11 protein-coding genes and 1 pseudogene are annotated in these 14,950 nt (G+C 75.7%); 4 read left to right on the top strand and 8 right to left on the bottom strand.

Annotated features, from left to right (window positions below; all coding sequences use genetic code 11):
- Positions 1 to 116 precede the first annotated feature (116 nt).
- On the bottom strand, positions 117 to 758 hold the full coding sequence (locus PATMI_RS33740; protein ID WP_157260578.1) for a ComEA family DNA-binding protein: 642 nt from the start codon (positions 756 to 758) through the stop codon (positions 117 to 119).
- 272 nt (positions 759 to 1,030) lie between these two features.
- On the opposite strand from PATMI_RS33740, the pseudogene PATMI_RS38750 reads away from it, so the two are divergent.
- Both PATMI_RS38750 and PATMI_RS0102475 read left to right on the top strand, forming a co-directional pair.
- Positions 1,031 to 1,312, top strand: a pseudogene (locus PATMI_RS38750) (type IV toxin-antitoxin system AbiEi family antitoxin domain-containing protein); the annotation flags it as partial.
- A gap of 430 nt (positions 1,313 to 1,742) precedes the next feature.
- The gene (locus PATMI_RS0102475) at positions 1,743 to 2,189 is read left to right on the top strand and encodes a hypothetical protein (protein ID WP_026909722.1); all 447 of its coding nucleotides are present in this window, start codon (positions 1,743 to 1,745) and stop codon (positions 2,187 to 2,189) included.
- Between the two features lie 478 nt (positions 2,190 to 2,667).
- Here PATMI_RS0102475 and PATMI_RS33735 read toward each other — a convergent pair whose 3' ends face one another.
- Positions 2,668 to 3,591, bottom strand: coding sequence for a glycosyltransferase family 4 protein (locus tag PATMI_RS33735; RefSeq protein ID WP_051470960.1), 924 nt, complete (start codon positions 3,589 to 3,591; stop codon positions 2,668 to 2,670).
- 112 nt (positions 3,592 to 3,703) lie between these two features.
- Positions 3,704 to 4,876, bottom strand: coding sequence for a glycosyltransferase (locus tag PATMI_RS33730; RefSeq protein ID WP_026909721.1), 1,173 nt, complete (start codon positions 4,874 to 4,876; stop codon positions 3,704 to 3,706).
- 113 nt (positions 4,877 to 4,989) lie between these two features.
- Here PATMI_RS33730 and PATMI_RS0102460 point away from each other — a divergent pair, with 113 nt between their 5' ends.
- Positions 4,990 to 6,249 carry a glycosyltransferase family 4 protein gene (locus PATMI_RS0102460; RefSeq protein ID WP_026909720.1) on the top strand — a complete coding sequence of 420 codons (1,260 nt, stop codon included), beginning with the start codon at positions 4,990 to 4,992 and terminating at the stop codon, positions 6,247 to 6,249.
- Positions 6,246 to 7,433: a glycosyltransferase gene (locus PATMI_RS26785; RefSeq protein ID WP_051470959.1), complete on the top strand. Its 1,188-nt coding sequence runs from the start codon at positions 6,246 to 6,248 to the stop codon at positions 7,431 to 7,433. Before PATMI_RS0102460 ends, PATMI_RS26785 begins: the two co-directional genes overlap by 4 nt.
- Positions 7,434 to 7,591: 158 nt before the next feature.
- Here the strand turns inward: PATMI_RS26785 and PATMI_RS0102450 are convergent, their stop codons facing one another.
- The 5 genes from PATMI_RS0102450 to PATMI_RS26770 all read right to left on the bottom strand — a co-directional run bounded on the left by PATMI_RS0102450 (position 7,592) and on the right by PATMI_RS26770 (position 14,930).
- A complete protein-coding gene (locus tag PATMI_RS0102450; protein ID WP_026909719.1) occupies positions 7,592 to 9,178 on the bottom strand; it encodes a hypothetical protein in 1,587 nt (528 codons plus the stop codon).
- 47 nt (positions 9,179 to 9,225) lie between these two features.
- The gene (locus PATMI_RS0102445; RefSeq protein WP_026909718.1) at positions 9,226 to 11,565 is read right to left on the bottom strand and encodes an O-antigen ligase family protein; all 2,340 of its coding nucleotides are present in this window, start codon (positions 11,563 to 11,565) and stop codon (positions 9,226 to 9,228) included.
- Positions 11,555 to 12,232 carry a hypothetical protein gene (locus PATMI_RS33725; RefSeq protein WP_157260577.1) on the bottom strand — a complete coding sequence of 226 codons (678 nt, stop codon included), beginning with the start codon at positions 12,230 to 12,232 and terminating at the stop codon, positions 11,555 to 11,557. The genes PATMI_RS0102445 and PATMI_RS33725 overlap by 11 nt, the downstream gene beginning before the upstream one ends.
- A gap of 156 nt (positions 12,233 to 12,388) precedes the next feature.
- Positions 12,389 to 13,462, bottom strand: coding sequence for a glycosyltransferase family 4 protein (locus tag PATMI_RS33720; RefSeq protein WP_026909717.1), 1,074 nt, complete (start codon positions 13,460 to 13,462; stop codon positions 12,389 to 12,391).
- A gap of 7 nt (positions 13,463 to 13,469) precedes the next feature.
- A complete protein-coding gene (locus tag PATMI_RS26770) occupies positions 13,470 to 14,930 on the bottom strand; it encodes a glycosyltransferase (RefSeq protein WP_245604063.1) in 1,461 nt (486 codons plus the stop codon).
- Positions 14,931 to 14,950 lie beyond the last annotated feature (20 nt).

Below are 14,950 nucleotides of genomic sequence, written 5' to 3'. Positions count from 1 at the left end.
CGGCGGCCCGAGCGCCGGGCGACGACGGGTCCGGATCCTGGGACCTCGACCGTCGTCGCGGGGGCGGGCGCTCCGTCGTCCGCCACCCTCCGGCGGGCGTCCCGGCCCGCCGGAGGTCAGATATCGACCGCCACCGCCGTCGCGCGCAGCCGCTCGACGGTCCGCGCGTCGAGGTCCAGCATCAGGCCGAGGTCGTCGACGGACGACACCGGGCCGATCGACGTGCGCGCCGCGACGATCCGGCGCGCGAGGTCGTGGTCGACGCCGGGCAGGGTCTCGAGGACCTCCACCGGCGCGTGGTTGACGTCGACGACCCAGCCGTGGTCGGCGTCGGGGAGGTCGGGTCGGCCGACGCCGCGCCGGAGCGCCTCGGCGGGGTCCTCGCGGGCGAGCCGCCGGGCGCGCTCGCGCTCCATCGTCCGGCCGGCGTGCAGGGCGTCCCGCTCCTCCACCTTGCCCGCGGCGACCATCCGGTGGCGGTAGCGGTCCCGGAAGGCCCCGACGAACGTCAACCCGGAGAGCCATCCCGCGGAGTACAGCGCGATACCGACGTTCTCGATCGTCGTCGTGTGGTCGTCGTCCGAGCCGGCCCCGAGCGCGAGCCCCACGCCCTGCACCGCGAGCGTCACCGCACCCCAGGTGATCCACCGCCGCTCGCGCGCCTTCAGACCGGCGACGAGCGGCGCGACCCCGCCGGCGAAGATCGCCGTCCACCAGAGCCAGCGGGTGCTCACCTGCTCGGCGGGAGAGCCACTCATCCACCGATGGTAGGCCGCCCGCCTGGCGCACGCGACGGGTCCGGGCCGTTCGGCGGTGGGGTGAAGGGGGTGGTGGTCGTCGCGGTCCGGGGCGGAGAGACGGTGCGGCGCGGGGTGGCGTCGCGGGGCGGGGCGAGGGTGCGGCCGCGGATGGTCGGTATGCGACCACGGACGACCGCCGCGACCGTGACGTGCGGGTGTGGGGGCAGGGATGGTCGGTATCCGACCAGTGGTGACCGGGGCGACGGTGCGGCGCCGGGGCGCGGCCGGGGATGGTCGGTATGCGACCACGGACGACCGCCTCCCGCCGGCGACGCATGGCCACGCAGCGACATGAACAGGAGACGTCTCGAAGTCGGTGCGATGTCGACACCGTTGGTGGGTGGCGCTGTCGAAGGTGGGTCCGGGAGGCTCCTGTCGTGTCGGATCGGGAGACCATCGACCGGTGGATCGCGGCGATCGCCGGGCGCCAGCACGGCGTCATCTCACGTCGGCAGTTGCGGGCCGTCGGGCTGAGCGACGCCGCGATCGCGCGGCGCGTCCGTGGCGGCCGGCTCTTCCGTGTGTTCTGGGGCGCTACTGCCTGGTGCCGCAGCCGAGCGCTCGCGGCCGGGCGATCGCGGCGTTGCTGGCCGCCGGGGCCGACCGGCACCTCGGCGGCGGCTTCGCCGGTCCTCCGGCGGATCGCGGGATCGAGCGCATGGACCCGGATGTCCGCCTCAGCCACTGGACCGTTCTCGAGCTGCACGAGCTCACGCCGAGACGCGCGCCGGTGGTCCACGTCACGACGATCGGCGGGCGAGCACGGTGCCGAGCCCCCGGCATCAGGGGCCATCGGCTGGCCGGGCTCGCGGCCGGAGGCCGGGGTCTCGCGGGCGGACTCCCCGCGGTGTCGGTCGCACGCTCGCTGCTCGAGGTCGCCCCGACGGTCGACGTCCGTGAGCTGCGGTCGCTCCTGCGCGAGGCTCAGTACCAGCGCCTCTTGTGCCCACCGACCTCGAGCGTCTGGCCGAGCACGTCCCCCGCCACCGCGGCTGGTCCCACCTGAAGGCTGCGGACCCGGACCTGGCGCTCACGTCCCGCGCGGAGAGTCCGCTCGCCGGTGACCTCGCCCGGTTCATCGAGCACGGTCTGGGCTTCGGCCCCTGGGTGCAGGAGCTCGAGATCACCTCACCGAGCGGCAACCGGTACCGCTTCGACCACGCTTGTCCGCCGTTGATGCTGGCGGCCGAGGCCGACGTTGGAGGCCATCGGGGGTCGGTCACGCAGAGCGACGACGCCGACCGCGACGCCGAGACCTCCGCGATGGGGTGGCTGACGGTCCGCGTCACGAGCCACCAGCTGCGCGACCCTGAGCGGCTCCGGAGACAGCTGCACGCGATCCGCGCACAGCGCGTCGAGCTCCTGACCCGTCCGGGCATCGCGGCGTGAGAACGTCGCCGACCGGTGGCACTGGGACTGGCCGTGGTGGTCACGGCCGGTCGCTCTTCGACCATCCGTGACCTCGGCCCCCCGGGAGCGCGCGCCGGTCACCGGGGTCGGGGGCGTCGATGGTCGGCCTCCGACCATTCGTGACCTCGCCCCCCGGGAGCGCGCGCCGGTCACCGGGGTCGGGGGCGTCGATGGTCGGCCTCCGACCATTCGTGACCTCGGCCGTCGCCGCGCGTGCCGGTCACCGGGGTCGGGGGCGTCGATGGTCGCCCTCCGACCAACCGTGACCTCGGCCGCTCACCGCGCGCGGGCGACCGGTCTGGAGGTCAATCACGGTCGCCTTCCGACCATCCGTGACCTCGACTCCTAGTCGCACGCCGCGATCTCCGATCTCGGGGTCAGTTCTGGTCGCCCCCCGACCATCCGTGACCACCGAAGCCCGCCCCGGCCGAGCCGTGGCCTGGCCCCGCCCGGCGACTCAGACCAGCTCGCGGTAGACGTCCCAGGTCGCCCGGCCGGCGTCCTCCCACGTCCACGGCGGCGCGGCGGGGGCCGGGCGGGCCAGGGCCTCGGCGGCGGCGAGGAGGGCGGCGACGTCGTCGTGGGGCGCGAACGCGGCGCGGTCGCCCAGGACCTCGCGCAGGGCCGGGACGTCGGAGCAGGCGACCGGGCAGCCGCAGCGGAGGGCCTCGACGGGCGTCAGGCCGAAGCCCTCGTCGTCGGAGGGCAGGACGAGGGCCCGGGCGGCGGAGTAGATCGCGCAGAGGTCGTCGTCGGAGACCTCGCCGGTCAGCTGGACGTCGGGCAGGTCGTTCGCCCACGGGCCGGCGGGGCCGACGAGGACGAGGGGCAGCTCGCGCGGCGCGGCGGCCAGCTCGGGCAGGCGCTTGCGCGGGTCCGGATGCCGCATGCCGCCGACCCAGACGACGAAGTCCTCCGGCAGGTCCAGGCGCTCGCGCACGGCGGCGACGGCGGCCGGGTCGGCCGGCCCGAGGTGCGGTGCGGCGGCCTCGTGGACGACGCGGATCCGGTCCTCGGGGATGTCGAGGTGCGTCGTGACGTCGTCGGCGACCGCCTGGGTCGGGACGATCACGCGGTCGGCGTGCTGGACCGCGAGGTAGCGCAGGCGGAACCGGAAGCCCGTGCGGAGGTATTCGCGGCGGCGCTTCAGCGGCACCACGTCGTGGAGCGTGATGACCTGGGGGCGACCCGCGCGCAGCAGGGCGCCGTCGAGCCACGGGCTGTGGAAGACCCCGGCGTCGGAGCGCCCGCGCCCGCCCTGGACCTCCGCGACCTCGTCGTCCGGTCCGGCCGTCGCGCGCAGACCGTCGAGCAGGCACCGCACGTACCGACCGATGCCGCGGACGTCGCCGGCGCCCCGGACGTCGAGGAGGACCTTCATCCGCGGTGCCCCCGCGGCGTCCCGCTCGCGACGGCCGGACGTGAGCGTCGGCCTCCGGACCTGCGCGCGGGCACCCGCCCGGCTCCGGCCGGCGACGTGTCGGACCTGCGGATCACGCGGGACCGTCGCCCGCGGCGTGGCGCGCGCGGTCGGCGGGATCGACCGCCGGGACGGGGGCGACGACCCGCCCGGTCAGCGCGGCCTCGATGCGGTCGGTCACCGCCTCGAGCGACCAGCGGCGCGCCGACTCGCGGCAGTCGTCGCGCAGCAGCGGGCCGTTCTGGAGCGCCCAGATGATCCCGTGGGCGAGGCTCAGGGGGTCGTGGGGCGGCACGAGCCGGCCGGTGACGCCGTCCCGGACGACCTCGACCAGCCCGTCCACGGCGCCCGCCACGACGGGCACGCCGACGGCGAGGGCCTCGGCGGCGATCGTCCCGAACGGCTCCCGGTCCGACGGGACCACCAGGACGTCGACGTGGCGCAGCAGCCCCGGGCCGCCGGCCTGCCACGGCCACCGCTCGACGCGGGCGACGTCGGCGCGACGGTCGACCATCCGCGCGTACCGCGGGTCGGCGTCGTAGGTGTCGTCGCCGACGACCACGACCCGGGCGTCCGGGACCGCGACGCGCACGGCCTCCGCCGCGGTGATGAGGTCCAGGGGCCCCTTCCGCGGCTCGACGCGCCCGACGAACGCGACGATCGGCCGGCCGTCCGGCGTCCACGGCGGCGTGACCTGCGGCGGGTCGAGGTCGACCGGGCACCCCGTCACGGAGACCTCGCGGTGCAGCGCCCGGGCGACCGGGGTCGCGCACGCCTGCGAGTCGGCGAGGAGCGCGTCCGCGGCGCCCCAGAAGCGCGGCACGCGCTCGACCATGTCGTGGACGTGGACGATCGTCCGGACGTCCACCGGCGCGCCGGCCGCGGCGTCGGCGGGGGCCCGGAACCGCAGGCCGCGGACGGCGGCGCCGGCGAGCGCGCCGCTCCCGAGCGCGGGCAGCAGCCGGGCGGGGACGGTGCCGTTGAGGTACGCGACGTCGTGCTGGGCGGCCAGGCTGCGGAAGGTGCCGTAGGCCAGCAGCGCGGCCGCTCCCCGGCCCCGCCCAAGGCCGCCCACGGCCTGCTGGCGCCAGACGACCCCGTCCGGGGCCTCGGACGGCCTGCGGCCCGTCGGGCCGGTCATGGTGATCCGCCAGCCGCGTTCCTGGAGCAGCGGCGCGGCACGCAGCAGGGCGAGCTCGGCGCCGCCGGGCTGGTTCACCGCGTGCACCACCAGAAGCGACGGCATCGACCGGAAGGCTAGTGCGCCGGAGGGGCGCCCGTGGCGGATGCGGTCCCGTCGTGGTGCCGACCGGCGACGGATGCGGTCCCGACGCGCCACCGGCGGTAGGCTCGGCGCCCGTGAAGGTCCTCCTCGACACGAGCTACGCGCGGCGCGGCGCGTCCGGCACCGCCACGTACGTGGAGCGGCTCCTCGCCGGGCTGGACGAGCTCAACGTCACGGTCGTGCCCGTCGCCGACGAGGGACGGCCCGCGCCGGGCGGCGGCGGCTGGCGGTCCGCGCGGAACCTCCTGCGCGACCGGTGGTGGCTCGACGTCGCGCTGCCCCGCCTGGCCGCGCACCACGGCGCGGACGTCGTGCACCACCCGCTCCCGGCCACGTTCCGGACGCGGCGCGCGACGGCCGGCATCGCGCAGGTGATCACCGTCCACGACCTCGCGTTCGAGCTGCTGCCCGAGCACTTCGACCCGCGGTTCGCGAAGTGGGCCTCCCGCACCCACCGCGCGGCGGCGCTCGCCGCCGACGCCGTGGTCGCGGTCTCGCGGACGACCGCGCACGACGTCCGCGAGCGCTGGGGCGTGCCGGTCGACCGGATCGTGGTGGCGCCGCACGGGCCGGGGCAGTGGCGCGCACGGGAGATCCGGCACGGGGAGACCGTCCGCGCGCCCTCCGTCCCGCTGGACCGCCCGTACCTGCTCTACGTCGGCGACGACGAGCCCCGGAAGGACCTGCCGACGCTGCGGGCCGCCCACGCGCTGCTGCGCGACCGCCTGGGCGCCGCGGCACCGGACCTCGTGCTCGCCGGCCGCGTCCGCGCGCCGGAGCGGGACGTCCGGGAGCGCGCCGCTGCCACGGGACCGGTCGCGGACGGCCCGTCCTCGTCGGTGGCCGTCGAGCGCCGTGTCGACGCCCCCGACCGCGAGGCGCTGCTGTCGCTGATGGACGGTGCGCTGGCGCTCGTCCATCCGGCGCTCCACGAGGGCGTCGGCCTGACCCCGCTGGAGGCGATGGCGCGCGGGCTGCCGGTCGTCGTCGCGCGGTCGCCGGGGCTGACCGAGACGTGCCAGGACGCCGCCGCGTACGTCCCGCCCCGGGATCCGACCGCGCTCGCCGACGTCCTGCAGGCGCTGATCGCGGATCCGCGCCGGCTCGACGCCCTGGCCGTGGCCGGACGGCGCGTCGCGGGGGACCGCAGTTGGACGATCGCGGCCCGCCGCCACGTCGAGGCCTATACGCTCGCCGTCGAGCACGCGCGCAGGAACGGTCCGCCCACCGGATCCGGAGACCCGGACGAGGGGCCGCGGGCCGGGGGCGACGGCGGGGCAGCACGCCCGTCGGAAAAGCCGGTCGATCCCGCAGCGACGCCCGCCAGTCCATGAAGATCGCGATCCTCGGCACCCGCGGCATCCCGGCCGCCTACTCCGGCTTCGAGACCGCGGCGGAGCACCTCGCCGCCCGGTTCGTCGAGCGCGGTCACCAGGTCACGGTCTACTGCCGTCCACACGTCGTCGACCGCGAGCTCCACGAGCACGTCGGGGCGAAGCTCGTGCACCTGCCGACGATCCGCAACAAGTACCTGGACACCTTCGTCCACACGTACCTGTCGGCCGAGCACTGCGTGCGGCGCCTGCAGCCGGACGTCGCGCTGTTCTTCATCGCCGGCAACAGCCCGCTGACGCGCATCACGCGCAAGGCCGGCGTGCCGACCGTCATCAACGTCGACGGCCTCGACTCCGACCGCTCGAAGTGGCCGGCAGCCGCCAAGTCGTACCTCCGGTTCGCGGAGCGCAACGCCCCGCGCTGGGCCGACGTCGCGCTGACCGACTCCGACGCCGTCGCCGACATCTTCGACGAGCGCTACGGCCAGCGGATCGAGGTCATCCCCTACGGTGTCGAGGACCCGGGCTACGAGACGATCGACACCCTCGAACGGCTCGGCCTGACCCCCGGCGAGTACGTCCTCTTCGTCGGCCGGCTGGAGCCCGAGAACAACCCCCACATGCTCGTGGACGCGTTCTCGCGGATCCCGTACTCGGTGACGAGGGGCAAGAAGCTCGTGATCGTCGGCGGCGCACCGTACGCCGACGAGTTCATCCAGTCCGTGCACCGGGGTGCCGACCCGCGCGTCGTCTTCCCGGGCTACGTCTTCGGGCGGGGCTACTGGGAGCTCCAGAAGCACGCGTACCTGACGGCGGTCCCGACCGAGGTCGGCGGCACGCACCCGGTGATCCTCGAGGCGATGGCCGCCGGCGCCGCGGTGCTGGTCAACGACCACGCGCCGAACGTGGAGACGATCGGCGCGGCCGGCGCGACCTTCTCGGGCGCGGAGGGCGCCCCGGCGCTGGCGCGGGCGCTCGAGGAGCTGCTGCTGGACCCCGAGCGCGTCGCGCGGCTGAAGGACGCCTCCCGCGAGCGGGCGAAGGCCTACTCGTGGGACGCGGTGACGACGCAGTACGAGACCCTGCTGCACCGCGTCGTCGCGGGCCGCAGCTTCGGTCCGCTCGACGAGTCGCTCGTGGTGAGCGGCGCGCCGGCGCCCGAGCTCACGCGCCTGGCGCCGTAGCGGGGTGGGGGCGCCGGGGGGCGAGATCGCCCCCCCGCAGGGGGTGAGGTCACGGATGGTCGCATGCCGACCACCGGCGACCGCGTCCCCGGAGGGTCGGCCGTCGCGGGGTCATCGGTGATCGGAGACCGACCACCGATGACCCCACTCCGCCCCGATCACCTGATCTTGTAGGAGACGCCGCGGCTGTAGTACGTCTTGGTGCCGCTCTTCCAGGCCAGGCGCGCGGCCTTGCTGCCCGCGCGGACCTTGACCGAGGTGCTCAGGAAGCCCGACGTGTTCGTCGTCAGGGTGCGCGAGTTCTTGTAGGCGCCGGTCTTCCCGCGGACCTGCAGGGTGACCTTCTTGGCGCCGGTGCCGGGGCGGACGTGTGCCCAGAGCTTCAGCTTGCGCGTCTTCGGGACCTTGCGCTGCGGCAGGAAGAACGCGACGCGGTAGGAGTCGAGCGACGGCTTGGCCTTGCCCTCCTTGCCGGACTCCGGGCCGTACCGGAGGCCGGACTGGAACGACGAGGCCCACTTGTCGACCTTGTCGGTCCCGGGGATCGGCGCGTCGTCGACGAGCAGGAACTGCGACAGCGTGCGCACGCGGGAGTTCTTCCACGCGATGTACTCGCCCTGGTTGAGGAACGCGGCCTGCTGGCCGAGGGACACGGCCGACTTGTCCGGCGGGTTCGTCTGGTACCCGTACTCGGTCAGGTACAGCGGGATCGGCTTCCGGTCGACCTTGTAGCGGGCCATGATCCGGTCGAGCTGGTCCGTCAGGAGCCCGAGGTTCGAGGTCGTGACGCTCTGCTTCGGGTCACCCGGAGGCGTGGTCGGGCTCGCGAGCAGCTCGTACGGGTGGTGCGCGTAGCCGGTCATCTGGAACAGCGCGGGGTTCGCGGCGACGAAGCCGGCCGGATCCGGGGTCTCCGCGCAGTCCTGGGCCTTCGCGTCGGCGCCCTTGAGGATCTGCAGGTCGTCGTCGAGGCAGTAGAGCCGCTCGATGAACCGGATCGGGCTCATCGGGGACGCGACGCTCGAGACGGTGGCCCGGGCCTTCGGCGCGGTGTCGCCGATCAGGACCGTGTCGGTCTGGGTCGTGTGGCCCGTGGCGTTCAGCGCCGCCCAGGCGCCGGCGACGAGGACGCGGTAGCGCTGCGGCGCGGCCGGGACGGCGGCGGCCCCGGTGCCGACCCACTGCGGGGCGAGCCAGGCGCCCTGGTTCGGCTCGTTCCAGATCGACCAGTAGTTCACGCGGGGCAGGGCCTCGGTGCCGCCCGGGGGCGTGTACGTGCCGCTGTAGCGCTTGCCGAGCGCGGCGACGAAGCCCGCGTACTCGACCGGGCTGGGGTTCGTGACCGGGTTCAGGCGGTCCTCGAAGAACCCGGACATCGCCCACTTGGGACCCGGCGCCGACGGGTTGAGGTTGACCTGCAGGCCGCGCTTCGCGGCGCCCTTGATGACCTCGTCGAGGACGGCCCACTGCGACTGGAAGTACGCGTCGGGGTTGCTGCCGTCGAAGTCGGTCGGCTTGTCGTCGCCCTGGGCGTTCGGGGCGATGCGGTTCCAGAACGCGGTGACGCGGATCCGGGTGCCGCCCAGCGCCTTGATCTCGTCGAGCGTCGAGTCGCGGGTCTTGGCGTCCTTGCTGAGGATCCGCGGGTCGTCCTGGAACATCGACTCCAGTTTGCTGTCGGCGGACGCGGCGGCGGCCGGGAGGCCGAGCACCAGGAGGGCGGTGAGCGTGAGCAGGCGGCGCATGTGTGCAGTCCTAACCCTTGGGGAGCGGGGGAGTCGCGGTCGTGATCTCACGGCGCGGTGGTGGAGGTCGTGGCCGCGGGGGCGGCGGACGTGGCGGTGGTGGGCGCGGCGGGCGCCGTCGGGGCGACCGCCCCGGGCTGCTGGGTGGCGGTCGTGCCGCTCGGCGCTGCGGCGGTCGTCGAGACCGCGGTGTCCTTGCGCCCCGCGGCGGTCTTCGCGTTCCTGGCGGCCTTCTTCGCGGCGCGTTCCTGGTCGCGGATCTGGATCTTCGCCGCGATCTGGCGGGTGGCCAGGATCGCGACCTCGCCCGCGGTGCGCAGGGTCGGCGCCATCTTCAGGGCGATGCCGGCGGCCTTCAGCGCCGCGCGGGGCCGCTCGGCGGTCCGCAGCTCGAACGTCGCCAGGAGCTCCCAGGACCCGGGCGCCGAGGGCTCCCGGTCCACGATCTGCTGGTAGTAGGCGCGGGCGCCGTCGATGTCGCCCGACGCCACGCGCTCGCTCGCCCGGGTGCGGATCGCGTTCGTCGACAGCGGGTCGAGGTCGGTGGCGTGCTCCGCCTCGCGACGGGCCTCCGCGAGCAGCGCGGTCCGGCGGGGGCCGGTCTGGCCGGCGGCGTCCGCGAGCGTGTTCAGCGCTTCGTCGTTCGCACGGTCCGCGCGCCACGGCTGCAGCAGCGAGAACGCGCCGATCAACGTGACGAGCAGCGCTGCCGTGGCCACGCCGACCCGCGGGGAGAGCAGGCGGAGCTTCGCGCGCTCGCCCAGCCCACCGCCCGCGAAGGCGGCCTCGGCCCCGCGTCCGACGACCCAGCCGGCGAGCAGCATCATCGGCAGCGCGACGGCGGGGACGAACCAGTTCCAGTCCGCGACCGACGTGACCGCGAACGCGGCGACCACGCCGATCGCGGCGGCGATGCCGTCCCGCTCCGGGGTCCGGGCGCCCGTCCTCAGCGGACCACGGAGGCCGACCGCGCGGGCGGCTGCGACGAGGAACGCCACGGCGAGGGCGAGCTGCGTGAGCATCCCGAGGAGCCCCATGTCGGCCATCGTCTGCGGGATCCAGCCGTGGGCATGGCGGGCGACCGCACCGTCGTTCCGGCGCGCCCGCGACTGGACGGCCGAGAAGCCGCCGGCGCCGACGCCGCGGAGCTGCTGCTGGTCGAAGAGCCGGAACGCCTGGCGCCAGTAGTTCGATCGCGTCGACTGCACGGCGGTCAGGCGCGACGGGTCGCCGGCGGGCAGCGCGACCGGCGGGTCGGTGATCTGGTCGTACGCGTGGGAGATGCTGCCCGTGAGGCCCCGCTCGCTGGTGGCCAGCAGGCCGAACCCGGCGAGCGGGATCAGCGCGACGGCGACGAGGATCGTCGTCCCCAGGCGACGGCGCTCGAGCGTGCCGACGCCGGCGAAGACCGTCGCGAACTCGATGACCAGCCCGACGACCAGGAGGAACACGAGGGCGGCGACGAGGAGGACGCCGAACTCGGTGCCCGCGGCCTCGCGGGACACCAGGACGACCTTGTCCGTCGAGAGGTCCGCCTTCGCGAACGCCCAGATCGCCACGAAGCCGCCGCCGAGGAGCCCGACGGCCAGCACGAGCAGGCTGTGCAGGCGGCGGGGGGAGAGTGCGAGCCACAGCGCGATCCCGACCGCCGCCGCGGCCAGGCCACCGCGCGAGTAGGTGAGCAGCAGCGTGATCACCATCAGGCCGGCGATCGGGTAGGCGAGCGCGTTGAGCGGCCGGTAGCCGTCGCGGCGGGTACCGAGCCAGAGCGCGAGGACGAGCGCGAACGCGGCGAGCGCGCCGACGGCGTTCCAGTAGCCGAGCGGGTCCTGCAGGCGCGCGAAGACGAGCTCCGTCGGCAGGTCCTGCGGGAAGACCTTGTAGCAGAGGCCCAGGGCGCAGATCAGGGTGCTGCCGAGCAGCACGCCGCCCAGCGGCGCCTGCCAGCGACCGGGCGAGAGCCGCGCGGCCGCGGCGCCGCCGACCATCACGGCGACGTAGGCGAAGGTGCGGTTGGCCTCGAACCACGACGACTCCGGCGAGACCGACCAGGTGATCGACAGGCCGGTGACGACGACGACCGCGAGCGCGGCCAGCAGGGTCCCCGCGCCCCAGTTGCGGGACCCGCGGGGCGCCCACAGCGCGCTGGCGACGGCGATCAGGCCGCTGATCACGGTGATCGCCAGGAGCGGCGGCGTGGTGACGGCGAGGTTGTCGCCGGTCTTCGCCTTCGTCGCGACCCAGACGAGGAGGGCCGCGATCAGGACGACCCACGGCGTGTCGCCCCGGGCGACGGCGGTCAGGCGGCCGCGCAGCCCCGTCGCGGCCCCGGGCGGGGCGGCGACACGCGCCGTCCCGCCCGCGACCGTCGCGGGATCAGCGGCCACGACGTCGGCGGACCGCCTGCACGCCCGTGGCGGCGCCCGCCACGCACGCGGCCAGGACGCAGGCGACGAGGGTCATGAGCAGCGGGGTGGGCAGCGAGGTGTCGGACGCTCCGCCGTACTGCAGCGCGGCGGCGGGGACGCCCGTGTTCTTGAGCTCCTCGGCCTGCTTGCCGGCCTTCTTGTCGGCGGAGGCGGTGGCCGCGGCGACCGCGGCGGCCTTCTCGGTGGCGTCGGCGTCGCGGGCGTCCGTCTCACGCTTGGTGAGCGCGGGGGCACCGGACGACGACCCGGTGGTCGAGGTCCCGCCGGAGGGGGTCGTGGTGGTCCCCTGCGCGCCGCCGGACCCGCTGGTGGTGCCGGTACCGCCGCCGGTCGAGGACGAGGAGCCGCCGGAGGAGCTCGACGAGCCGCCGCCCTTGCCGCTGGCCTGGTTCTGCAGGTAGCCGTAGATCGCGTCGGAGCACTCGGCGTACTCGGAGGTGTTCGCCTCGAGCTCCCGCAGCGCCTTCTGCAGCTGGGCGGTGGTGTACGTCCCGTCCAGCGTGCCGTCGGTGCAGTCGGTGTAGATCGCCTTGTCCGACGCGGCCCCGGCCACGGCGGGCGCGCCCGCGAAGGCGACGGTCACCAGAGTCAGGAGGAGGGGGATCAGGCTGAGGCGATTGCGCACGAGGGCTCCGTGTCGGGGGCGCGGGGTGGGCGGCACGCCGTACACGGTGGCGTGGACGGTCAGCTGCTTCAACGCTACCAACCCCCTTCGGCACGAAACGATGCGGTCCCTCCGCGGTTCCCGCGAGGTTCGCGGGTCTTCGCGGACGGGCCGGGGTCAGGCGGCGTGGCGCTCGGCGTCCCGGACGGCGGCGAGCATGCCCGCGGCCCAGGCGTCGAAGGTGAACGGTCGCACGTCTCGGCGTCCGGCGTCGCCCAGGGCGCGCGCGGTCCCCGGGTCGATCGCCAGGCCGGTGAGCGCGCGGGCGAGCTCGAGCGGGTGCGACGCGGGGACGACGCGGCCGTTGCGGCCGTCGCGGACGAGGCCGCCCGCGGCGGCGCCGACGGCGTCCGTGGCGACGACCGGGACCCCGCGGTGCAGGGCCTCGTTGCAGACGAGGCCCCACGGCTCGACGAACGACGCGGTGCGCTCGGACGGCACGCACAGGACGTCGCTGCGGTCCAGCCACTCGCGGACCTCGTGCGGCGGGACGGGGCCGTGCGCCCGGACGCCCGGGAGCCCCGCGTCGGACGCCGACTCGGGCCCGAGCAGCGTCAGCTCCGCGCCGACGGCCTCGAAGAGGTTCGTCTGCCGCCACGCGACGAGCAGGATCTCGAGGCCCTTGCCCGGCGCGTCGCGGCCGACGTAGGTGATCCGGAACGGGCTGTCGGCCGGGCGCGGCGTCGCCGGCGGGTCCACCCAGACCGACGGATCGACGGCCTGCGGCGCGACGTGGACGCGCCGTCCGCCGAGCGCCCGGACGTGCGCGGAGACGTGGGCGCCGTAGGTCGCGATCGCGTCGGCGTCGCGGACGATGCGGCGCAGGAGCGGGCGGGCGACGACGAACGACGGCGTCGACGGCTCGTGCCACATCGCGCTCCACAGCACGAACGGCGTGCCCGCCATCCGCGCGCCGCGCCACGCCGACGGGAGCGCGATCCGGCCCGCGGTCCCGGCCACGACGGTCCGCCACCGGTCGCGCGCGCCGGCGAGCCGGAGGATCCCCGTCTGCCCGACGCGGTGCGTGGGGACGCCGGTGTCCGTGACCGAGCCGGTGAAGTGGTGGTCGCGACCCTCGAAGATCGCGACCTCGACCGGCGTGAGCTCGGCCAGGGCCCGCAGCGCCCCGACGCGCTCCGGCGGGACGCGCGACGTGACGATCAGGATGGGGCGGTCGGAGCGCGGGGCCACGGTCGGATCATCGCCCCTGCGGGTCCCCGGCGGGGGTCGTCGTCGTGCCGTACCGGGACGCCGCGGCGGGACGGCCCCCGGGACGGCCGATGGCGAGGTCCGACTGCCCGCCGTCGACGACGCCGCGGTAGGCACGGAGGGTCTGGCGGCCGCAGCGCTCCCACGTGAACGACTCGGCGACCGTGCGGCGCGCGGCCAGGCCGAGCACCCGCCGCCGGGAGGGGTCGCTGAGCAGCGCGTCGAGCGCCCGCGCCAGCGCGGCGACGTCGCCGGGGGGCACGAGCACGATCCCGTCGCCGACCGCCGAGATCTCCTGCGGACCGGGCTCGCCCAGCGCCGCGACCACCGGCATCGCCGACGCCATCGCCTCGACGTACGCGACCCCGAACGCCTCGTCGACGGACGGCATCACGAAGAGGTCGGCCTCGCGGGCGGTCTCCATCGCCTCCTCGTGCGGGAGCTGCCCGCGCCACTCGATCCGGTCGTCGACGCCGAGCTCCGCGGCCAGCCGGGCGAGCGCCGGGCGCTCCGGGCCGTCCCCGATCACGCGGTACCGGGCGCCGGGATGGCGGTCGCGGAGCACCCACAGCGCGCGGACGACGTCCTCGTGGCGCTTGCGGGGGACGACGTGCGCGACAGTGACGAGGCGCGGCTCGGGGACGATCACGTCGACGGGCCGCAGGACCGGGCCGTGCCCCCAGCGGCCGCGGGCGCGTCGCGGGGCGACCTCCTCGCCGACCGGACCGACCTCGCGGGTCGGGGCGGTCCACGTGCGGCCACGGTGCCAGCGCTCGACGGCGTCGGGGTCGGGGAGGTCGGTGCCGAGCCGGACGACCCGGGTGCGCTCCGCGCCGAGGTCGTGGCAGCGGTCGGCCGTGCCGGCGCTGTTGGCGAGGACGAGCGCGGCCGCCCCGAACGAGTCCCGCACCGCCCGCTCGCCCTCGGGGGACCGGCCGGCCGTGAAGTAGACGTCCCCGCCGTGCACGGAGACGATCACCGGCACGTCGGCGAGGCGCCCCGTCGCGCAGGCCCGGCGGACCGCGTCCCCCGCCGGGACGGCGTTGTGGGCGTGGACGACGTCGAACGCCCACTCGCGGTGCAGCCGACGCATCGCGCGGCGCAGCGGGCGGGCGGCCCAGCGGCCCCAGCTGCCGTACGAGCGGCCCCGCGGCGGGCTGTGGAACCGCACGTAGGAGACCGGGATGCCGTCGAGGACCGTCTCCTTCGGTTGCGCGCGCATGCGACGCAGGACGCGGAGGAGGTCGCGTCTGCGCGTCGCCCGCGGGGGGACGGGACGGTGGAGCACGAGGACCCGCACGTCGACCCCGGCGTCGCGGGCCGCGACCGCCTGGCGATGGGCCCAGACGCCGAGGACCGGGTCGTCGGCCCGCGGGTAGAACTCGGCCACCACGCACACCCGCAGCGGGCGCTCGGGGTCGCGCGTCGTGGGGGAGGGGACGGCGGACACGTCCCGGGGAGCCTACGAGA

This window comes from Patulibacter minatonensis DSM 18081 (assembly GCF_000519325.1).
Taxonomy (GTDB): Bacteria; Actinomycetota; Thermoleophilia; order Solirubrobacterales; family Solirubrobacteraceae; genus Patulibacter; species Patulibacter minatonensis.
The sequence above is the reverse complement of the archived record's forward strand: the minus strand, read 5'-3'. Positions and strand labels throughout refer to the sequence as shown.